The sequence below is a fragment of the Kribbella sp. NPDC051137 genome (assembly GCF_040682535.1).
Taxonomy (GTDB): domain Bacteria; phylum Actinomycetota; class Actinomycetes; order Propionibacteriales; family Kribbellaceae; genus Kribbella; species Kribbella karoonensis.
In genome coordinates this window covers 869496-889469 of sequence record NZ_JBFBBI010000006.1, presented here as the reverse complement: position 1 = coordinate 889469, position 19974 = coordinate 869496, and the positions used below count along the sequence as shown (strand labels likewise).

The 19974-nt window shown below is 69.1% G+C and carries 20 protein-coding genes and 2 tRNA genes; 13 read left to right on the top strand and 9 right to left on the bottom strand.

Annotated elements, in window-relative coordinates; all coding sequences use genetic code 11:
- Positions 1-396: 396 nt before the first annotated feature.
- Positions 397-1029: a DUF899 family protein gene (locus tag AB0M51_RS35075; protein ID WP_363752291.1), complete on the bottom strand. Its 633-nt coding sequence runs from the start codon at positions 1027-1029 to the stop codon at positions 397-399.
- Between the two features lie 190 nt (positions 1030-1219).
- Between AB0M51_RS35075 and AB0M51_RS35070 the strand changes: the two genes are divergently transcribed.
- The 3 genes from AB0M51_RS35070 to rpmG all read left to right on the top strand — a co-directional run bounded on the left by AB0M51_RS35070 (position 1220) and on the right by rpmG (position 1641).
- Positions 1220-1292 (top strand) — tRNA-Thr (locus tag AB0M51_RS35070).
- 44 nt (positions 1293-1336) lie between these two features.
- A tRNA-Met gene (locus AB0M51_RS35065) sits at positions 1337-1410 on the top strand.
- 63 nt (positions 1411-1473) lie between these two features.
- Positions 1474-1641: a 50S ribosomal protein L33 gene (rpmG, locus tag AB0M51_RS35060; protein WP_344191538.1), complete on the top strand. Its 168-nt coding sequence runs from the start codon at positions 1474-1476 to the stop codon at positions 1639-1641.
- Between the two features lie 144 nt (positions 1642-1785).
- Here rpmG and AB0M51_RS35055 read toward each other — a convergent pair whose 3' ends face one another.
- On the bottom strand, positions 1786-2532 hold the full coding sequence (locus AB0M51_RS35055) for a (2Fe-2S)-binding protein (protein WP_363752287.1): 747 nt from the start codon (positions 2530-2532) through the stop codon (positions 1786-1788).
- Between the two features lie 70 nt (positions 2533-2602).
- Here AB0M51_RS35055 and AB0M51_RS35050 point away from each other — a divergent pair, with 70 nt between their 5' ends.
- The 9 genes from AB0M51_RS35050 to AB0M51_RS35010 all read left to right on the top strand — a co-directional run bounded on the left by AB0M51_RS35050 (position 2603) and on the right by AB0M51_RS35010 (position 12142).
- Complete coding sequence (locus AB0M51_RS35050; protein WP_363752284.1) at positions 2603-3025, top strand: MaoC family dehydratase N-terminal domain-containing protein; 423 nt, start codon at positions 2603-2605, stop codon at positions 3023-3025.
- Complete coding sequence (locus tag AB0M51_RS35045) at positions 3022-3444, top strand: MaoC family dehydratase (protein ID WP_363752281.1); 423 nt, start codon at positions 3022-3024, stop codon at positions 3442-3444. The genes AB0M51_RS35050 and AB0M51_RS35045 overlap by 4 nt, the downstream gene beginning before the upstream one ends.
- On the top strand, positions 3441-4466 hold the full coding sequence (locus tag AB0M51_RS35040; RefSeq protein WP_344191546.1) for a UDP-N-acetylmuramate dehydrogenase: 1026 nt from the start codon (positions 3441-3443) through the stop codon (positions 4464-4466). Before AB0M51_RS35045 ends, AB0M51_RS35040 begins: the two co-directional genes overlap by 4 nt.
- An 87-nt stretch (positions 4467-4553) precedes the next feature.
- Positions 4554-5855, top strand: coding sequence for an ABC transporter substrate-binding protein (locus tag AB0M51_RS35035; protein ID WP_344191548.1), 1302 nt, complete (start codon positions 4554-4556; stop codon positions 5853-5855).
- On the top strand, positions 5855-6787 hold the full coding sequence (locus tag AB0M51_RS35030; RefSeq protein WP_344191550.1) for a sugar ABC transporter permease: 933 nt from the start codon (positions 5855-5857) through the stop codon (positions 6785-6787). The genes AB0M51_RS35035 and AB0M51_RS35030 overlap by 1 nt, the downstream gene beginning before the upstream one ends.
- On the top strand, positions 6780-7613 hold the full coding sequence (locus AB0M51_RS35025) for a carbohydrate ABC transporter permease (protein WP_363752276.1): 834 nt from the start codon (positions 6780-6782) through the stop codon (positions 7611-7613). The genes AB0M51_RS35030 and AB0M51_RS35025 overlap by 8 nt, the downstream gene beginning before the upstream one ends.
- Positions 7610-8989 carry a hypothetical protein gene (locus tag AB0M51_RS35020; RefSeq protein WP_344191554.1) on the top strand — a complete coding sequence of 460 codons (1380 nt, stop codon included), beginning with the start codon at positions 7610-7612 and terminating at the stop codon, positions 8987-8989. The genes AB0M51_RS35025 and AB0M51_RS35020 overlap by 4 nt, the downstream gene beginning before the upstream one ends.
- A gap of 10 nt (positions 8990-8999) precedes the next feature.
- The gene (locus tag AB0M51_RS35015) at positions 9000-9920 is read left to right on the top strand and encodes a MurR/RpiR family transcriptional regulator (RefSeq protein ID WP_363752273.1); all 921 of its coding nucleotides are present in this window, start codon (positions 9000-9002) and stop codon (positions 9918-9920) included.
- 11 nt (positions 9921-9931) lie between these two features.
- The gene (locus AB0M51_RS35010; RefSeq protein WP_363752270.1) at positions 9932-12142 is read left to right on the top strand and encodes an FAD-dependent oxidoreductase; all 2211 of its coding nucleotides are present in this window, start codon (positions 9932-9934) and stop codon (positions 12140-12142) included.
- On the opposite strand, the gene AB0M51_RS35005 is transcribed toward AB0M51_RS35010, so the two are convergent.
- From AB0M51_RS35005 to AB0M51_RS34995, 3 genes are read right to left on the bottom strand one after another with little or no spacing between them, the layout of a single operon-like run.
- Positions 12139-12789 carry a hypothetical protein gene (locus tag AB0M51_RS35005; RefSeq protein WP_363752267.1) on the bottom strand — a complete coding sequence of 217 codons (651 nt, stop codon included), beginning with the start codon at positions 12787-12789 and terminating at the stop codon, positions 12139-12141. The two genes, AB0M51_RS35010 and AB0M51_RS35005, sit on opposite strands and share 4 nt — an antisense overlap.
- Complete coding sequence (locus AB0M51_RS35000; protein WP_363752264.1) at positions 12786-13439, bottom strand: 2'-5' RNA ligase family protein; 654 nt, start codon at positions 13437-13439, stop codon at positions 12786-12788. Before AB0M51_RS35000 ends, AB0M51_RS35005 begins: the two co-directional genes overlap by 4 nt.
- Positions 13436-14770: a hypothetical protein gene (locus AB0M51_RS34995; RefSeq protein ID WP_363752261.1), complete on the bottom strand. Its 1335-nt coding sequence runs from the start codon at positions 14768-14770 to the stop codon at positions 13436-13438. Before AB0M51_RS34995 ends, AB0M51_RS35000 begins: the two co-directional genes overlap by 4 nt.
- A 265-nt stretch (positions 14771-15035) precedes the next feature.
- Between AB0M51_RS34995 and AB0M51_RS34990 the strand changes: the two genes are divergently transcribed.
- Complete coding sequence (locus tag AB0M51_RS34990; RefSeq protein ID WP_344191566.1) at positions 15036-15545, top strand: hypothetical protein; 510 nt, start codon at positions 15036-15038, stop codon at positions 15543-15545.
- Here AB0M51_RS34990 and AB0M51_RS34985 read toward each other — a convergent pair.
- The 4 genes from AB0M51_RS34985 to AB0M51_RS34970 all read right to left on the bottom strand — a co-directional run bounded on the left by AB0M51_RS34985 (position 15542) and on the right by AB0M51_RS34970 (position 19852).
- Entirely contained in the window at positions 15542-16912 is a 1371-nt protein-coding gene (locus AB0M51_RS34985; RefSeq protein WP_344191568.1) for a TrpB-like pyridoxal phosphate-dependent enzyme, read from the bottom strand. The genes AB0M51_RS34990 and AB0M51_RS34985 overlap by 4 nt on opposite strands.
- Before the next feature lie 63 nt (positions 16913-16975).
- Positions 16976-17575: a histidine phosphatase family protein gene (locus AB0M51_RS34980; RefSeq protein ID WP_363752257.1), complete on the bottom strand. Its 600-nt coding sequence runs from the start codon at positions 17573-17575 to the stop codon at positions 16976-16978.
- Positions 17542-18576: an adenosine deaminase gene (locus AB0M51_RS34975; protein ID WP_363752254.1), complete on the bottom strand. Its 1035-nt coding sequence runs from the start codon at positions 18574-18576 to the stop codon at positions 17542-17544. Before AB0M51_RS34975 ends, AB0M51_RS34980 begins: the two co-directional genes overlap by 34 nt.
- 82 nt (positions 18577-18658) lie before the next feature.
- Positions 18659-19852 carry a pyridoxal phosphate-dependent aminotransferase gene (locus tag AB0M51_RS34970; RefSeq protein WP_344191574.1) on the bottom strand — a complete coding sequence of 398 codons (1194 nt, stop codon included), beginning with the start codon at positions 19850-19852 and terminating at the stop codon, positions 18659-18661.
- Positions 19853-19974 lie beyond the last annotated feature (122 nt).

Here is a 19974-nt window from a genome sequence, read left to right as displayed (position 1 = left end):
AAACGACACGAGCGACGAGATGTCGTCCTGGCCGGGGATGTGTCCGTGATCCTTGGGGCGGGTGGCGGCAACAAGCTGCACGAGTTACGTGAGCGGGAGATCCTCGGGCTGCGCTCGTAGGTCGGGTTCGTGTTCGTGTTCGAGACGTTCAACCTGTTCGCGCATCTGACCGTGCTGGAAAACGTTGCCCTTGACAACGAGGAGTTCGTTGCCCAGAGCCCCCGGGGTTGCGGGGGAGGAGATCCGCGTCTGCGCGTTCGTGAAGGCCAGGCTCCCGTGTCCCGACGTACGGGACCCTGGCCGGACTCCCGGTGGGCGAGACCGGGAGTCCGTTGAGACCTTCGTCGCGGAGGTCCTGCCGGTACTGCGTTCGGCGTACCCCGATCGCGTCCGGGATCAGCCGTACGTCGGCTCCTGCGGCCAGCCTTCGGGCGAGTCCTCCCACTCCTCCTGGCGGCCGTACGGAGCCAGGTCGCTGACGGTGGTGCTGAACAGCAGCCGGTCGACGCCGCGCTGGCCGGTCGAGTACGTCCGGTACACGGTGTCGCCGTCGCGGAAGAACATGTTCAGCAGGAACCCGCCGCCGGCGCCGCAGTCCGCGGAGAACGTCGTACCGGCCGAGGACGCGAACGGGATGTGCTCCCACCCCATCTGCTTCCAGTACCCGGTCATCTGGTCGAGCGGCATGTCGGAGACCGTCGCCCAGGCGATGCCGTTGGCGGCCAGGCCGGGGAGGTTGGCGACGTTCTTGGTGAAGTACGTGCAGCCCGGGCAGAAGTGGTCCGGGCCGGAGTGCATGAACTGGTAGAGCGCGAGCTGCCGGTGCTCGCCGAAGAGTTCCCGGAGCGTGACCGGGCCGTCCGGTCCGGCGAAGGTGTACTCGCCGAACTCCACCATCGGTAGCCGCCGGCGCTGGGCCGCGAGGCGGTCCTCGGCGCGAGTGGCCGCTTTCTCGGCCACCAGTAGCTCGGCTCGGGCCTGTTCCCACTCTTCGGCCGACACGATCGGGGGCATAGCTGTCTCGGACATGCTGTTCCTTTCGTAGGTCCTGCCCTGATGACGAAGCGGCTCCCGGGTTCTCGACATCGGATCCGGAAAATGGTCAGAACCACTGGTGCGGACCCGGTATGCTTTCCGGGACGGACTGAGGGGCCTGCACGGCGCTCCTGACTCGATTTCACATCGGGCCGGGGGACCGTGTAATCTCTCTCCTCGGCCCGCCCCTTTAGCTCAGTCGGCAGAGCGTCTCCATGGTAAGGAGAAGGTCTACGGTTCGATTCCGTAAAGGGGCTCTGAGAACGGCATCCCGTCTCCGGATGGGATGCTGAACTCATGCGGCGGGGTAGCTCAGGTGGTTAGAGCACACGGCTCATAATCGTGGTGTCGCGGGTTCGACTCCCGCCCCCGCTACCGACGCAGTATCTCGAGAGTGCGATCACCCAAGTTGCGTACTCATGACACGAAGAGGCAGCAGTGGCCAAGTCGACCGACATTCGCCCGAAGATCACGCTCGCGTGCACGGTGTGCAAGGAGCGGAACTACATCACCAAGAAGAACCGGCGGAACGACCCGGATCGTCTTGAGCTGAAGAAGTACTGCCCGCGCTGCAACGACCACACGGACCACCGCGAGACCCGCTGATCCCAGGTCCTCCCACAAGCCGCTCCGCACCGCCGGGGCGGCTTTGTGCTGTGCTCGCGAAAAGCAGGGGATGGTGGGCTCGCCCCGCTGATCTGCGCCGCTCCGGTTAGCTACCCCGCGCGGTCGGGGCGGGTTTGGTGGGTTTTAGGTGGTGAGGATGGGGCGGCCTGCTTCGTAGGCGGTGCGGCGGGTGGGTTTGGGGGTCAGGCAGCAGGAGCCGCAGAGGGTGCCGTTGGCGGCTTCGCTGGTGTAGTAGAGGCAGCACGTGTTCCGGAGGTAGACGAGCTTCCCGGCCGCCACCTCCACGTCACCCAACCGCGCCAGCCCACCGGGCGCCTTCGCCGCGAACGTCTGCCACCGCTCGAGCAGGTACGCCGGCTCCACCGTGACCTCCTCCCGCGTCGCCGCGCAGAACCCCATCGCGCACCCGGCCGCGACCCCGCCGTACACCTGCCGCAAACCTGCCCGGGTCCGCCGGTGCAGCTCCTCCGACAGCGGAAGCAGATGCTGCCGCAGTACGACGTCGTACAGCGTCTCCAGCCCGCCCGGCAGGAAGTCGGCCGAGCGTACGGCGACCGCCGCGATCCCGTGGCCGTCGTGCGGCCGGACCCACAGGTTCTGCGGGCGGATGTCCAGGACGTGCCCCTCGAGCGCCCACAGCAGCAGCGCGGCCGCCGGCGCCCGCCCGGCGTAGAACGAGATCATGCTGAGCGCGTTCGCATGCGCTGTCCGGTGGGAACTGGCCTCGTCGTCGCGCTTCAGCAGTTCGGTCAGCTCCGGGCTGCCGGGTTCGAGGATCCGGTCCACCCGCAGCCACTCGGAGCCCGTCGGCTCGCCGATCTCCACCCGGTACCGGGGCGCGTACTCCGCCAGCGCCGTCACAGCCGTCACGATCAACCTTCCGTCCGGAATCGTGGGCGGCGGAAACCCGCGCCATAGTCTGCCAGTAGGGTTAGCGGATATGACGATCGACGCCACGATGGTCGGCCGGAGTTACTCGGCCGCCGAGTCCTACCAGGTCGGCCGGGAGAAGATCCGGGAGTTCGCCGACGCGATCGGTGACGGTAACCCGGCGTACCGGGGCGATGACGCGATCGCACCGCCGACGTTCGCGTTCGTGATCGGCAGCCGGGCGCTCGAGCAGCTGCTGAACGACGAGGAGCTCGGCCTCCGGCTGGACCGGATCGTGCACGGCGCGCAGAAGTTCAGCTACACCCGCCCGATCAAGGCCGGCGACGAGATCGCCGCGACCGCCACCATCACCACCGTCCGCAAGGCCGGTCCCGTCGAGGTGATCATGTACGAGACCGCGCTGACCACCGTGGACGGCGAGCCGATCGTCACGTCGACGTCGACCCTCTCGCACAACCGGGCGGACGCATGAGCGAGCGAACGACGAGCAGAGTCGAGGTAGGCACCGAGCTTCCGCCGCTGAGCATCACGCTGCGGCGCGAGGATCTGGTCCGGTACGCCGGGGCCAGCGGCGACTTCAACCCGATCCACTGGAACGACCGGATGGCGGCCGCGCTCGGGCTGCCCGGTGTGATCGCTCACGGGATGCTGACGATGGCGTCCGCGGCCAGGGTGGTCACGGACTGGCTCGAGGACCCCGCTGACCTGGTGGAGTACGGCGTACGGTTCACGAAGCCGGTCGTCGTACCGGACGACGACAAAGGCGCGACGGTGACGTTCTCCGCGAAGGTGGACAAGGTCGCGGACGGTCTGGCCGAGATCGACATCACGGCGCTCGCCGGCGAGGAGAAGGTGCTCGGGCGCGCCAGGGCGGTCGTGCGGGTCCGGTGAAAACACACGTTTCGCTGGCCGGCCACACCACGCTGCGGGTCGGCGGGCCGGCCGACAAGTTCGTCGAGGTCACCACCGAGGAGGACCTGATCGCCGCGGTCCGGGACGCGGACGCGGTCCGGGAACCGGTGCTGCTGCTGTCCGGCGGGAGCAACGTGGTGATCGGGGACGACGGGTTCCGCGGGACCGTCGTGAAGGTCGCGACGTCCGGGATCCGGGTCGATGCGGACGCCTGCTCCGGCGCGATGGTGCACGTCGCGGCCGGGGAGGACTGGGACAGCGTGGTCCAGCGGGCGATCGCCGAGGAGTGGAGCGGCCTGGAGTCGATGTCCGGGATCCCCGGGCTGGCCGGGTCGACGCCGGTGCAGAACGTCGGCGCGTACGGGCACGAGGTCGCCGAGACGGTGGCGTCGGTGCGGGTCTGGGACCGCGTCGACGGCAGGGTGCGGACGATCTTCGCCGCGGACTGCGGGTTCGCGTACCGGAACTCCCGGTTCAAGGCGGACCCCTCGCGGTACGTCGTACTCGAGGTCGCGTTCCAGCTGAAGCTGGGCGACCTGTCGGCGCCGGTGGGGTACGCCGAGCTGGCGCGGGTGCTCGACGTGGAGCCGGGGTCCCGCGCGCCGATGACCGAGGTCCGCGAGGCCGTCCTCGGTCTGCGCCGGAGCAAGGGCATGGTGCTGGATCCGGCTGACCACGACACGTGGAGCGCCGGCTCGTTCTTCACCAACCCGATGCTCGACACGCCCGCCGAGGTCCCCGCGGGGGCGCCGCAGTGGCCGCAGCCCGACGGCCGCGTGAAGACCAGCGCCGCCTGGCTGATCGAACACGCGGGCGTCTCGAAGGGCTTCGCGATCGGCAACGCGGCGGTCTCCAGCAAGCACACGCTGGCGCTCACCAACCGCGGCCAGGCCACCGCCAAGGAACTCCTGACCCTGGCCACCCACGTCCGCGCCCAGGTCCAGCAGTCCTTCAACATCACCCTGGTCAACGAGCCGGTACTGGTGAACTGCTCGCTCTGAGCAGGCGCTGAAAAACTTTTGCACCGAGGTCTTCCCAAGGCTGGACGCGCTCGCTAATCTTTTGCGCAATCCGACGGGAGGTGAGTTGTGAGGCGCAAAAGATTTTCTCGGCGGGAGGTGCTCGCCGGGGTCGGCGCGGGGCTGGCTGCCGCCGTGGTGCCGGGGTGTTCCGGTGGCGGGGAGGGGCGCTCGGGCGCGCTGCAGGTGTGGGGCGGGGTGCCGGCGGCGTCGGGCCCGGCCGATGTGGTGAAAGCGTTCCAGCAGAAGTTTCCGCAGTACCAGGTGGAATACACGCGGTTCGTGAACGACGACCGCGGCAACCTGAAGCTGGACACCGCGCTCCAGGGTGGTGTCGACATCGACGTCTACTTCACCTACTCGCAGGGCGCGATGGCGCTGCGGGCCGGGTCCGGGCTGGCGGCGGACCTGACCGACCGGGTCGAGGCGGACCCGGAGCTCCAGGTGTTCCTCGACACCGAGAAGCCCCGGTCGTACATCGACAACGGCAGGGTGAAGGCGCTCGCCACCGCGCGCGAGCCGTTCTTCGTCCTGTTCAACGAGAAGCTCCGGCAGCAGGCAGGCGTCGAGCTGCCGCACGCGTGGACGATCGACGAGTTCCGCGCGACCGCGAAGAAGCTGACGACGGACAAGACGGTGGGGGTCTACACGATCCCGGACGTCGCCCGGATCGCCCTCGGCCCGAACTACTGGTACGACGGCGACCGATCGAACTTCGGCGACCCGCACTTCGAGCAGCAGTTCCGCCTGGGCCGCGAGATGATCGCCGACGGTACGGCGTTCCCGTGGACCGAGGTGCTGTCCCGGCACCTGGACGCGTACCAGCAGAACGCGTTCCTCGGCGAGGAGTTCCACCTCTGGTCGACCGCGCCGTTCAACCTGCGCTACCTGTACGACGGGAAGAAGTACCCGCACGACTTCAAGGTCGCGTTCGCGCCGTCGCCGACGGTGGACGGCAAGGACTGGAACGGCGGCTCGTTCAGCAACTTCATCATGATCAACCCGAAGTCGCCGAAGTTCGAGGCGGCCTGGGCGTTCGTGAAGTTCTGGCTGACCGAGGGCGCGACGCCGATGCTGAAGGGCGGCAAGATGCCCGCGCTCGGCAACGTCACCGACGACCAGATCGTGTCCGGAATGCTCGGAAAAGAGCCGGAAAAGTATTTCGACCTCGATTCCTTCCGCCGGGTCGTGCTGACCTCCGACCCGAAGCTCGCCACCGACACCCGGCTGACCGGGTTCCCGGAGATCACGCTCGCGGTCAAGCAGCAGCGCGACCTGTGCTGGATCGGCGAGAAGGACCCGGGCGTCGCGATCCGTGAGGTACGGCGGCTCGCCGACGCCGCGATCGCCCGGAACGAGAGGAGGCCCTGATGGCCACCGCCACGCTGGTGACGGCCGGTACGAAAGCGCGTTCCGAACCAGGCCGCGGGATTCGCCCGTCCGGCTGGATCGGCTTCCTGTTCGTCGCCCCGAACCTGCTCGGCGTCGTCGCGTTCACGCTGATCCCGCTGATCAGCGTCGTCGTCCTGGCGTTCACCGACTGGAACCTCGTCTCCGGTCTCGGCGGCATCACCTTCAACGGCATCGACAACTTCGTCGCGATCGCCCGCGACCCCGGGTTCTGGCACGCGATCGGCCTGACCCTGGTGTACGTCGTGGTGTCCGTCCCGCTGACGGTGATCCTCGGCCTGGGGCTCGGGATCGCGCTGAACCGGCCGCTTCCGGGGCGCGCCGTACTGCGGGCGATCTTCTTCCTGCCGTACATCGTGAACGTGGTCGCGGTCGGGATGACCTGGCTGATGCTGATGAACCCGAAGGCCGGCCTGGTCAACCAGGTGCTGGACGTGTTCGGGATCCGGCCGGGCTGGTTCGCGTCCTCGCACTGGGCGCTGCCGGCGCTGATCGTGATGGCGATCTGGGGCGGCGTCGGGTACTGCTCGCTGATCTACCTGTCCGCCTTGCAGGATGCGCCCCGGCAGCTGTACGAGGCGGCCGACATCGACGGCGCGTCGGCGTGGGCGAAGTTCCGCGTGATCACCTGGCCGTCGTTGCTTCCGACAACGATCTTCCTGCTGGTCACGCTGATCATCGGGGCGTCCCAGGGGTTCGGCCTGATCGCGTTGATCACCGCCGGCGGGCCGGGCGACGCGACCACCACGATCTCGTACTACATGTACCAGACGGGCTTCCAGTTCTACCGGTTCGGCTACGCGTCGGCGATCGGCCTGGTGACCTTCGTCGGCGTACTCGTGCTGACCTTGTTCACCTGGCGGGCGCAGCGCGGGAGGGCCCTCAATGACTAGACACAGCACGACCAGGTCGAAATGGGTCTGGGGCATCCCGTTGTGGATTCTCGCCATCGCTTTCCTGGCGCCGTTCGCGTGGATGATCTCGACCGCGCTGAAGCCGGACGTGGACGCGTACAAGATCCCGATGCAGTGGATCCCGCACCCGTTCCAGTGGGACAACTTCAGCACCGTGCTGAGTGGTGCGACCTCGGTGCTGCCGGCGTTCGGCCGCTCGGTGTTCGTCGCCGTACTGCGGGTCGCGGGGGAGCTGATCACCGCGACGATGGCCGGGTACGCGTTCGCGCGGATGTCGTTCCGCGGGCGGGACAAGCTGTTCCTGCTGTACCTGGCGACGGCGATCATCCCGGCGCAGTTGCTGCTGGTGCCCCGGTTCATCTACTTCCAGAAGCTCGGGCTGTACGACACGTTGTGGGCGTTGATCCTGCCCGGGATGTTCACCGTGCTCGGCACCTTCCTGATGCGGCAGTTCTTCGTCAGCCAGCCGTCCGAGTTCGCCGAGGCGGCCCGGATGGACGGCGCGAACGAGTGGCGGGTGTTCACCCGGATCTACTTGCCGTTGGCAACACCGGTGATGAGCGCGCTCGGCATCCTGGCGTTCGTCTGGTCCTGGAACGACTACGAGACGCCGCTGGTGCTGATCAGCAACCCCGACCGGTACACGCTGCCGCTCAGCCTGACCAACTTCGTCGACGAGCAGGGCCAGATCGCGCCGGGCCTGACGATGGCCGCCTCGGTGATCTCGATCGTGCCGGTGCTGCTCGTGTTCGTCGTCCTGCAACGGCGGTTCATCGCCGCCATGACCCATACGGGAATCAAATGACAACCAGCGTTTCCGGCGTTTTCCCGCATCTCGCCCAGGTCGGCGACTTCGGGCCGCCGCGCAGTGAACTCGGCGTCGGCTCGCTGATGCCGTGGAACGGGAAGCTCTACGTCCAGAACTACAACTCGCACAAGGCGGCCTCCGGCGGCGGCGTGAGTCTGCGCCGGATCGACGCCGACCTGTCGATGGAAACAGTTTCGGAAACCGTTGGCGTGGACGGGACGTACACGAACCGGTTCGTGCACTTCCCGACCTCGCGGCTGGTGCTCGGGCCGCACGTGATCACCGCGGACCACAAGATCGTCACGATCCCCGAGCTGCGGCCGCTCCGGGTCTGCGGTACGTCGCGGCACCTGACGAAGCCGGACACCCACGTCTACGTCCTCGCGATGGAGGGCGAGCTGTTCGAGCTCGACGTCACGACGTACGAGTGCACGCAGCTCTTCGACCTGAACGACGAGCTCGGCACCGACGGCGAGATGAAGGTGCACTACAAGGACTGCTACACGTCGTTCGGACGGCTGGTCGTCTGCTCGAACGAGTACTCCGAGCCGGAGTGGGCCGGCGACCGGTCGCGGGGCCGGCTGGCCGAGTACGACGGCACCTCGTGGAAGGTGCTGCGGGAGGACCCGTACACCGCGATCGGCGGGCGGCACGAGTTCGGCGGGACGATCTTCGCGACCGGGTGGGACCGGGCGTCGGCGATCCTCGAGGTGTTCACCGAGTCCGACCAGCGGTGGACGCGGTACCGGTTGCCGAAGGCGTCGCACTGCTTCGACCACAAGTGGCAGACCGAGTGGCCGCGGATCCGCGAGGTCGAGCACGAGCGGCTGCTGATGGACCACCACGGGATGTTCTACGAGCTGTCCCCGTGGGCGTACGGCGGCAGGATCTGGGGCGTGCGGCCGATCTCCACGCACCTGTGGGTGCTCGGCGACTTCTGCTCGTGGCGCGGCATGCTCGTCGCCGGCGCGGACAACGCCTCGCCGAGCCACGGGCTGAACCCGACGACCGCGGAACCGCAGTCCGGGTTGTGGTTCGGGAAGACCGACGACCTGTGGAGCTTCGGCAAGCCCGCCGGCTGGGGCGGGCCGTGGTGGGAGACACCGGTTTCCGCCGGCGTTCCGTCCGATCCGTACCTGATGACCGGCTTCGACGGGAAGTGCCTGCACCTGGAGAACTTCTCGGACACCGCGATGACGTTCACGGTCGAGATCGACTTCCACGGGCACGGCCGGTTCGGTGCGGTGGAAACGCTGACGGTCGAGCCCGGAAACGTGGTGTCACACGTTTTCCCGCCGGGTTTCAGCGCGCACTGGGTGCGGGTGGTGAGCGACACCGACGGTGTGGCGAGTGCCCAGTTCGTCTATACGTGACGATTACGGGATGGCAGACATGGAGAGAGCCGGTAGTCCTAGTCCGTTGCAGCTGGTCAAGCGGGCCCTGCCCGAGCTGAACGGGGCGATGCAGCGGGTCGCCGAGCACATCCTGGCGAACCCGGACGAGGTCGCGCGCGGCTCGATCACCAAGCTCGCCGGGGCCGCGCAGACCTCGGCCGCGACCGTGACGCGGTTGTCCACCCACCTCGGGTACGCCGGTTACCCCGCGCTCCGGGCCGCGCTCGCGATGGAGGTCGGGCGCGGCCTGGAGGCGGGCTGGACCAGCGACATCGGGCTGGCGATCGGCCCGGCCGACCCGCCCGAGCAGGTGCTGAACGTACTGGCGTCCACCCAGGCGAACGCGCTCCGGAACGCGCTGGCCGCGATCGACCTGGCCGCGGCCACCCGGGTCGCGGACGCGATCGCGGGCGCCCGCCGTACCCACATCTACGGCGAGTGGGGGGACGCGATCCCGGCGCGCGAGCTGTACATCCGGCTGCTCCGGATCGGCATCCCGGTGTGGTTCTTCGACGGCCCGAGCTCGTCGCAGATCGGCGCCGGGCTGCTCGGCGAGGGCGACGTCGCACTGACCGTGAGCCGCTCCGGGCTGGATCCGACCACGCTGGCGTTCGTCCAGCGGGCGAAGGCCGGGGGTGCGCTGACGGTCGCGATCACCGGCGTCGTCGACTCGCCGATCGGGCGGGACACGGACGTCGTCCTGGACACCGGGACGCTGAACGGCACCGCGTGGACCGAGTTCTTCGCCGGACGGGCGAGCGACGTACTGACCGCCGGGCTGCTGTTCGTGCTGGTGGCGCAGCGCGTCCCGGACCACCTCACCGCCAACCACCCGAACGGCCCGGGACAACCGGTCGTCCACCCGGACGCCGTCGTCCGTCCGGACATCTTCCTCCAACCAGACTCCTGAAAGGTTTGTGCATGCAGCAGCTCGAGGTCCAGTCCGATCTGACCGTCGTCGGCGGCGGGCTCGCCGGGATCTGCGCGGCGATCGGCGCCGCGCGGCAGGGCAGCACCGTGGCACTGGTACAGAACCGGTCGGTGCTCGGCGGCAACTCGTCCAGCGAGGTGCGGGTGTGGGTGTGCGGGGCGACCGCGCACGGCACCCAGAGCTTCGCGCGCGAGACCGGGATCATGGGTGAGCTGTTCGTCGAGAACCAGTTCCGGAACCCGCTCGGAAACCCGTATTACTGGGATCTCGTGCTGCTGGAAGCGGTCCGTGCGGAACCGCGGATCACGCTGTACCTGAACACCGACGTCCGTTCCGTCGAGGCGGACGGGGACGAGGTCCGGTCGGTGACCGGCTGGCAGATGGGGTCGGAGAAGGAGATCCGGTTCGTCAGTCCGGTGTTCGTGGACTGCTCCGGCGACGGGCTGGTCGGCGTACTGGCCGGCGCCGACTTCCGCACCGGACGGGAGCCGCGGTCGGAGTACGACGAGTCCTGGGCGCCCGACGTACCGGACTCGAACACGCTCGGCAGCACGATCCTCTTCTACAGCAAGGACGCCGGGGAACCGGTCCGTTTCGTGCCGCCGTCGTTCGCCCGGGACGTCACGGAAACCGCGATCCCGGAGCGCCGGGTGATCCGGACCGACCTGAATGGTTGCGCGTTCTGGTGGATCGAGTGGGGTGGCGAACTGGACGTCGTCGACGACAACGAGGCGATCCGGGACGAACTGCAGGCCGTGGTCTACGGGATCTGGGACTACATCAAGAACAGCGGCAACTTCGACGCGGACAACCTGACCCTGGAATGGATCGGGTCGGTGCCCGGAAAACGTGAGTACCGGCGTTTCCTCGGCGATCACGTGCTGACCCAGCACGACGTCCTCGAGCAGCGCGAGTTCGACGACCGGGTCGCGTTCGGCGGCTGGTCGATCGACCTGCACCCGCCCGGCGGCGTGTACGCGTCCGAGCGCGGCTCGAAGCACTGGTTCTCGGACGGCGTGTACCACATCCCGCTGCGTTCGCTGTACTCGCGGAACGTGCGGAACCTGTGGATGGCCGGGCGGAACATCAGCGCGAGCCACGTCGCGTTCGGGACCACCCGGGTGATGGCGACCTGCGCGGTGCTCGGCGAGGCCGCCGGGATCGGCGCATCCGTTGCCTTGCGCAACGGACTGACGCCGCGCGAGCTGGCGCACGACCGGTTCGGCCTGATGCGGACCGCGCTGACCCGTGCCGACGCGTCCGTCCTCGGCGTCGTCGACGACGACCCGGCCAACCTCGCCCTCTCCGCCACCGTCACCGCGTCCTCCACGCTCACCAGGCCCGCGCTCGAGGTCTCGTCCGGCACGCTGCCGCTGACCACCGACCTCGGCATGGTGATCCCGGTCGACCCGGCACTGGACGGTTTCGAACTGCTCGTCGACTCGAACGGCGGACCGCTCGCCGTCGAGCTCCACGACCCGGTGAAGCCGCAGAACTACCTGCCCGCCGAACTCGTCGACTCCTGCACCGTCGACCTGCCGGCCGGCGAGAAACGCTGGGTCCGGATCCCGCTGTCCTGGCGTCCGTCCCGTCCGTCCAACGCTTTCGTGGTGTTCCGGAAAACGCCGGACGTTTCCGTCCACACGGCGGCGACGGCACTCCCCGGCACCGTGCATTTCGCGCACCGCGATCCTGCGCCCGACGAGCAGTGGACCGAACAGTTCCGGGCCTGGAAACACATCCTCCCGCGCACCGGCCTGTGCTTCCGCCTCGGCGACACGACGGCGTACGCGCCGGATAAGGTCGTGGGCGGCTACTCACGCCCGTACGGCGGCCCGAACCTCTGGTCCTCCGAAGACCTGGCCTGGGACCCCACCCCCTGGCTCGAACTCAGCTGGCCCGAACCGGTCGAACTCTCCGAGATCGTGGTGATCCTCGACGCCGACGTCCAAGAGGACCTGATCAACCTCCACCACCACCGCACGCCCTTCGAGTCCCTTCCCACACTCCTCGCGGACTACACCGTGGAAGTCCGCAACGGAACCGGGCCGTGGCAACAGGTCGCCCAGGTCACCGACAACCACCACCGCACCCGGCATCACCCCCTGCAAACCCCCACCCGAGCCACCCACCTCCGCCTCACCGCCCAGCGGACCAACGGCGCCCCCAGAGCCCACGTGGTCTCGCTCCGCGCCTACTAATAGCGCCAGTCGAGCTCGTGCTCCTGCATCCAGTGCGCCAGAGGTTCGCCGGCTCTGGGTGACCTGGCCGCACCGGTCAGGAGGTCCGACAACACCTGGCTCGGTGCGGCCAGGCGTAGGCCGCTGGAGGTCTTGCGAGAGCGGGTGTAGACAACGTCGGATGCCGGTTCGGCGAGGACGATTGTTCTGTTCCTGGCGGGGACCAGTTCCCAGGTGTCGGCGGCCGCCTCGGCGTCCGGGGTGTAGATCACCGTAGGGCCGTCCGGGGTTTCCGGTTCCCAGTGTTGCGCTGCCTGGGTTCCGCTGAGTGCGTGGCGAACCGGATCGCCGGCGATGCGCTGGAGAAGGGGTGGAGCGCCGGGCTTGTTCCGCCAGTACGTGAGGCGAGCTTCGCCGCTGAAACGGAAGTCCTGGTTCCAGCGGCGGAGCAGTGCGAGCCAGTTGGGGACCGACACCACGCCGGGCGCCTGCCGCTCGACGAGTTCTTCCTGCTCGAGTAGGGCGATCACCGGACGGACCGCGGAGGCCTCGACACCGGTGGTCGTCACCAGGTCATGCGTTGTCCACAGGCTACGGAAGTCGAGCAGCGCGCGAATGACCAACGCCGCGCCGTCTCCGGACAACGAAGCGGGCGCGGTTGCGCTCATGACCCCGCTCCGGCGTCGTCGGCTGCCTGAGCTTTGCGACCGAGCGGCGCGGTAGCTCGCACCGTCCAGACGTACTGGTGGTTCTCCTGCCTCAGCTCGATCAGGCTGACGCCCGTGAGTTCGGTCGCGGCGGTCTCGCCGGCGTCGGCGTTCACGCGGAGCCGGAGGGGCTCGGCAGGAGCCTCCTTGTTCCAGTAGCCCAACGAGATATGAGGCTTGAGCTGGGGCAGCCTGGGGAGCGAATCGGTTCCCCAGACGTCCTGGATCGCGGCGCGAAGGTGGTCCTGGAGCCGACGCATCCGGTCGACCGGTGTGACTGGCAGTTGCAGGCTTTCGGCGTCGACGACGGCCGGCCCGACGCTGATCCCGAAGGGCCGGACGTAATCGAGCCGACGACGTACGGCCGTGACGATCAGTTCGAGATCCGACTCCGGAACCCGATCGGCGAACCCGACCCCTTGCATGGTCAGGTGCAGCAGCTCCGCCGGGACCGGCGAAATGCCGGCGAGCGACCCGATCAGGTGCTGATACGCGGCGTGCAGCTCGAGCAGCGCCGGGTCGCCCGGAAAGATGACGTGCCAGGTGTAGAAGGACCGCCCGGGACGCCAGTTCGGGTGCGAGCTCCAGTGATCCCGTACGTCGTCGCTCATCTCTGGTTACCTCTCGTACGAGCAGTGGTCGGACGGCCGGGAAGCCCCGGCTGCTGGGTGAACTCCACGATGCGGTCCCGCAGCAGGCGAGCCTTCGGGCTCCGTGCGTACGGTCCGGTGAGGACCGCCACCTCTGCGAGTCGTTGGAGCAGCGGCCGCACCCGATACTCCGGCGGCAGTTGGAGGACCGGCTCGGCTGCTTCCGACGCGCCGTCGAGTTCGCCCAGGAGGAGGCGGGCCTTCGCCTGTTGCAGCCGCGCCATGCGTTCGGAGCCGAGGTTGCGCACCGCGTATGGTGCGACCTCGAATTGGGCGACGCTGTGGTCGGCATGGTTCGCAGTGCGCTGCGCCTCGCCGAGCGCGAGGTAGGTGTCCGCCCAGAAGCCTTCGGCGCGTTCCGGCGTACACAGCAGCACACCGCCGGGCTCGGACTCCGCCGGACGGACGTTCAGCGTCTGGGCGATGTTGAGGAGTTCGCGGGCCTTGTCCGGGCGGTCCGCGCGCGCGAGGTCGACGGACGCCGCACTGGCAAGGAACAGCCGCGCCGTACCGGCCGCATAGCGCAGCCCGTCCTGGGCGTACTCGGCCGCACGGGCGAAATCGTCCTGCCAGAAGGCCGCGGTGTGTTGGGTCGCACGGATCCAGCCCCGGAGTACGTCGTGGTCCGCCGCCTCTGCGCAGGCCCACGCGGTACGGGTGTGGCTCTCGGCGATGTCGGGCCGGCCCAGGTCGACGGACATCCAGGCGAGCAGGGTGATCGCCCAGCCGGCGGCGGTGTAGAGGTCGCGGGACTGGCGGGGCGACTGGTTGCCGGCCAGCAGGGTGAACGTGCGGTCGCGAATCGCCCGGCTCTTGGCGAACAGGTGCCGGGTCGGGGTGCGGAGGTACGACTGGGCGATCCGCTCGATGTCCGCCTGGAGTTGCTCGACGGTGAGCTCGCCGACGTTGGACTCCTCGGCGTACGACAGCAGGGTGATCGACTCGTCGCCGGCGTTGACCACTTCGTCGTCGTGGCCGAGCATCGACGGCGGCGTCTGCTCCGGGTCGAACGTCGAGGCACCGGCCGGCGGGAAGAAGCCCAGTTCGTTGTCGGCGGCAACACGCAGGACGTGCCGCAGGCCGGAACGGTAGGCGGCACCCGGCCAGCGAACGGCGCCGCGTTCGAGCTTGGCGATGTAGTGGCCGTCGAGTTCGTACTTGACGTCGGTCGTCTCCCACAGCCAGGAGCAGATGGCATCGGCCAGCTCCCCGCGGGACATGTGTTCGCCCGGCGCGCGGAGTGACGGAGTGCGCTCGCGCGCTGCCCGTAACAAGTCGTTGGGCTCTGGCATGGCGGTAACTGTAAGGCGCCGAACACCCTCTGCGACGAGGAAAACCGAGGTTGTGGATGATCTGCCCCGGCATGCCCCGAGATGCCCCGAATCCCTGGGGAAAAAGGGGTTTCGCGGGTGGTGATGCGGAGATTGCAGCCCGCGTATACCGGTTCCGGGGCCGAGATCGGCTGGGGTGACGCTTGCTGAGCGTGAGCGAGGCGGGGCATCGCGGGGCATCCAGGGGAAGCCCCTCGGGGTGCGGGGTGCTGGTTAGAGTTGGCGGGTGGCCGAGGAAGCCGTTACTACGTTGCATGCCGAGTTGGCGCTGTTCGGGCGGGTGGAGGAAGGGTTCGCGCTGCTCGAGGTGTTTCTCGAGGTGGCGCGGGGGCGGTTGGGTGCGGTGGTGCTGGATCCGGTGGGGCTGCGGATGCCGGGGGAGATGACCGACGACCGGACGCTGGTGCAGAAGCTGATCGACGAGATCGAGCAGGAGTCGGTGGGGAAGGCGCGCGTGGCGGAGCGCGAGTACGACATGGACGACGAGCAGGCGCGGTGGGACTTCGTCCGGCTTGCGTACAGCTCGAACCAGGCGACGGTGTGGAGCCGGCGGCAGCGGACGACGTACTTCGAGGTGAGCGGGCGGGAGCGGGCGACGTACTGGCTGCCGGACAGTTTGAAGGCCGAGTACTTCGCGGCGTTGAGCGGGCGTGGGTGGGCCATCCCGGAGGGCTGGCTGACCGCTGTGGCCAGGCAGCCCAAACCGTGGTGGAAGCGCGGGTCGTGGTCCGGCTAGTTCAGGGCGGGGAGGCGGGTCAGGGCTGCGGCGACGGCTGACTGGATGTCGGCGTCGTCCCAGGTGCGGTCGACGATGGTGTTGGACAGGTAGGCGTCGTACGCGGCGAGGTCCAGGTGACCGTGGCCGCAGAGGGCGGTGAGGATGACCTTCTCCTCGCCGGACTCCTTGCAGCGCAAGGCTTCCTCGACCGCGGCGGCGAGCGCGTGGGTGGGTTCGGGGGCCGGGACGATGCCTTCCGTACGGGCGAACTGGACGCCGGCGGCGAAGCACTCGGACTGCGGCTTGGCGATCGCCTCGATCTCGCCGGTCTCGTACAGGTGGCTGATCAGCGGGCTCATGCCGTGGTACCGCAGGCCGCCGGCGTGGATCGGGTCCGGGACGAAGTCGTGGCCGAGCGTGTGCATCTTCATCAGCGGCGTCATCCCGATCGTGTCGCCGAAGTCGTACGCGTAGGTGCCCTGGGTCAGCGACGGGCACGCGGCCGGCTCGACGGCACGCACCACCGGGGACATCCGGCCGGCCCACTTCTCCCGCAGGAACGGGAACGCCAGACCGCCGAAGTTCGACCCGCCGCCGGTGCAGCCGACGATCAGGTCCGGGGTCTCGCCGGCCATCGCGAGCTGGATCAGCGCCTCCTCGCCGATCACGGTCTGGTGCAGCAGCACGTGGTTGAGCACCGAGCCGAGCGCGTAGTGCACCTCCGGGTCCTGCACCGCGGCCTCGACCGCCTCGCTGATCGCGATCCCGAGGGAGCCGGTGGACCCCGGGTCGGCGGCGAGGATCTGCCGGCCGGCGTCGGTGAGGTCCGACGGGCTCGGATGCACGGTCGCGCCGAAGACCTGCATCATCGTCCGCCGGTACGGCTTCTGGTCGTACGACGCGCGCACCTGCCAGACCTCGCAGTCCAGCCCGAACTGCGCGCACGCGAAGGCGAGCGCCGTACCCCATTGGCCCGCGCCGGTCTCGGTGGTGAGCTTCCGGACGCCGGCCTTCGCGTTGTAGTACGCCTGTGGGACCGCCGTGTTCGGCTTGTGCGAGCCGGCCGGTGAGACGCCTTCGTACTTGTAGTAGATGTGCGCCGGCGTATCGAGCGCCTTCTCCAGCCGATGTGCCCGGTACAGCGGGCTGGGCCGCCACAGCCGGTAGACGTCGAGCACCTCGCCCGGGATGTCGACGTACTGCTCCTGGGAGACCTCCTGGAGGATCAGGTCCATCGGGAACAGCGGCGTCAGGTCGTCGGGCCCGATCGGCTGCCCCGTCCCCGGGTGCAGCACCGGCGGCGGGGGCGTCGGCAGGTCGTGAAGCACGTTGTACCAACGCGTCGGCAGCTCGTCCTCTGGCAGCAGAATCTTCGTCGGCGTCATGTACGCAAAGTTATGCCCGCACCCCCGCCCCCACAATGACCCCAACCAGAACTCCACCAGCACTTACCCGGAACTCCCCAACCGCTCCACCACACCTGCCCGCACCCGATAGACCACGTCCGAGGGCTGCCGCGTATCGAGTGCCTCCGGCACGCCGAGCTGCCGCAACAGCATCCGCCCGATCATCTCGTGCGAGACGAGCAACGGCCGCCGTACGCCGAGCTGCTCGATCTCGGCCAGCACTCGCCCGGCGCGGACCTCGCCGTCCGCGTAGCTTTCCCCCTGCGGAAACCGGAACGCGTACTTGTCCTGCTCACGGACGGCCCGCTGCCCGGGCCACCTCGCGTCGATTTCCGTGGTCCCGAGGCCCGACCACAACCCGTGGTCGATCTCGGCCAGGTCGTCGATGACCTGGACGGCCAGGCTGAGCTCGCGGGCGATGATCGTCGCCGTTCGGTGTGCGCGGCCCAGCGGGCTGGTGAAGACGGCGTCGATCCCCTCGCCGCTGAGCAGTCGGCTGTTCCGGTTGGCCTGCTCGACGCCGGCTGGGGTGAGTGGGGAGTCCAGGCGGCCCTGACGGCGGCCGGCGACGTTCCACTCGGTCTGCCCGTGGCGGGCCAGGTAGGTCGTCAGGCGGGGACGGATGCTGGGGCGCCGAGCCATTCGTCGATCTCGGTGAGGAGGGACTTCTGGGTTGCGGGTGGGGCGGTGGAGGCGAGGACCGAGGAGCGGGCCAGGTCGGCCAGTTCGGGGTCGGTGAAGCCGTGGACGGTGCGGGCGGTTTCGTACTGCTCGGCGAGGCGGGAGCCGAAGAGGAGGGGGTCGTCGGCGCCGAGGGCGATCCGGGCGCCGGCCTCGTAGAGGCGGCGGAGGGGGACGTCCTCGGGACGGCGGTAGACGCCCAGGGAGACGTTGGAGGCGGGACAGACCTCGAGGGCGATCTGGGCGTCGACGATCCGCTTGAGCAGCTCGGGGTCCTCCGCCGTACGGACGCCGTGGCCGATCCGGCCGGCGCCGAGCTCGTCGAGGCAGGTGCGGACGGTGGCCGGGCCGCAGAGCTCGCCGCCGTGGGGTGCGGCCAGTAGGCCGGCGTTGCGCGCGATCCGGAAGGCCGGCTCGAACTCCGACGTCGTACCGCGGCGCTCGTCGTTCGAGAGGCCGAAGCCGACCACGCCGCGGCCGACGTACTGGGTGGCGAGGCGGGCCAGGGTGCGGGCGTCCAGCGGGTGCCGCGTGCGGTTCGCGGCGATGATCACCTGGACGTCGATCCCGGTCGACGCCGCCGCGTCCCGGGCGGCGTCCAGGACCAGGTCGGTGAACTCGGTGATCCCGTGGAAGCGGTTCGCGTACCCGGACGGGTCCACCTGGATCTCCAGCCAGCGCGAGCCGTCCGCCCGGTCGTCCTCGGCCGCCTCGCGGACCAGCCGGCGGACGTCGTCCTCGGTCCGCAGCACCGAGCGCGCGATGTCGTACAGCCGCTGGAACCGGAACCAGCCGCGCTCGTCGGCCGCCGACAGCTCCGGCGGCCAGTCGGTGCGCAGCGCGTCCGGCAGCCGGACGCCGTGCTTGTCCGCCAGCTCGACCAGCGTCAGATGCCGCATCGAGCCGGAGAAGTGCAGATGCAGGTGCGCCTTGGGCAGCACCCGCAGATCCCGCTGCGTCATCACAGAAGGTTACCGATCCACGGCGCCCGGAGAGAAATCGGACCTCCAGCACTCACCGAGTTGATAGTGGCCGGGGTCCATGTCAGCCGAGCAGTTTGGCGATTCGGGTGAGGCCCTCGGCCAGGTCGGCGTCGCCGAGGGCGTAGGACAGGCGCAGGTACCCGGGTGCGCCGAACGCCTCGCCCGGGACGACCGCCACCTCCGCCTCGTCCAGGATCAGGTCGGCGAGCTCCGCCGACGACGTCGGAGTCCGGCCCGCGATCTCCTTGCCGAGCACGCCCTTGACCGACGGGTACGCGTAGAAGGCGCCGGTCGGCTCCGGGCACTCGATGCCGGGGATCTCGTTGAGCATCCGGACCATCGTGCGCCGCCGCCGGTCGAACGCGACCTTCATCTCGTCGACCGCGGTCAGGTCCCCGGACACCGCCGCGAGCGCGGCCCGCTGGGCGACGTTGCAGACGTTCGAGGTCTGGTGCGACTGCAGGTTGGTCGCGGCCTTGACGACGTCCTTCGGGCCGATCATCCAGCCGACCCGCCAGCCGGTCATCGCGTAGGTCTTCGCGACCCCGTTCAGTACGACGGTCCTGTCCGCGAGCTCCGGCACCGCGACCGGGATCGAGGTCGCCCGGACGTCGCCGTACGTCAGGTGCTCGTAGATCTCGTCGGTGACCACCCACAGGTCGTGCTCGAGCGCCCAGCGGCCGATCGCCTCGACGGCCTCCGGGCTGTCGACGGCGCCGGTCGGGTTCGACGGCGAGCAGAACAGCAGCACCTTGGTCCGCGGGGTCCGGGCCGCCTCGAGCTGCTCGACCGTGACGCAGTAGTTCTGCGACTCGTCGGCGAGCACCTCGACCGGTACGCCGCCGGCCAGCCGGATCGCCTCCGGGTACGTCGTCCAGTACGGCGCCGGCAGCAGCACCTCGTCGCCCGGGTCGAGCAGGGTCGCGAACGCGTTGTAGACCGCGTGCTTGCCGCCGTTCGTGACCAGGACCTGGGACGCCTCGATCTCGTACCCGGAGTCGCGCCTGGTCTTGTCGGCGATCGCCTGCTTCAGCTCGGGCAAGCCGGCGGCCGGGCTGTACCGGTGGTTCTTCGGGTCCCGGGCCGCGGCGACCGCGGCCTCGACGATGTAGTCCGGCGTCGGGAAGTCCGGCTCGCCGGCGCCGAAGCCGATCACCGGCCGGCCGGCCGCCTTGAGCGCCTTCGCCTTGCTGTCCACCGCCAGCGTCGCCGATTCACTGATGGCGCCGATCCGCGCCGAGATCCTGGAACCCATACACCCATCCTGGCACCCGTCCGGCGCGGCACGAACCGGGTTTCACTGGTTGGCGTCCGGGAACACCCGGGGGGTGTGGTCCGTTGGCACGACGTGGAGGCTGTATGGTTCTCATCGCGGTG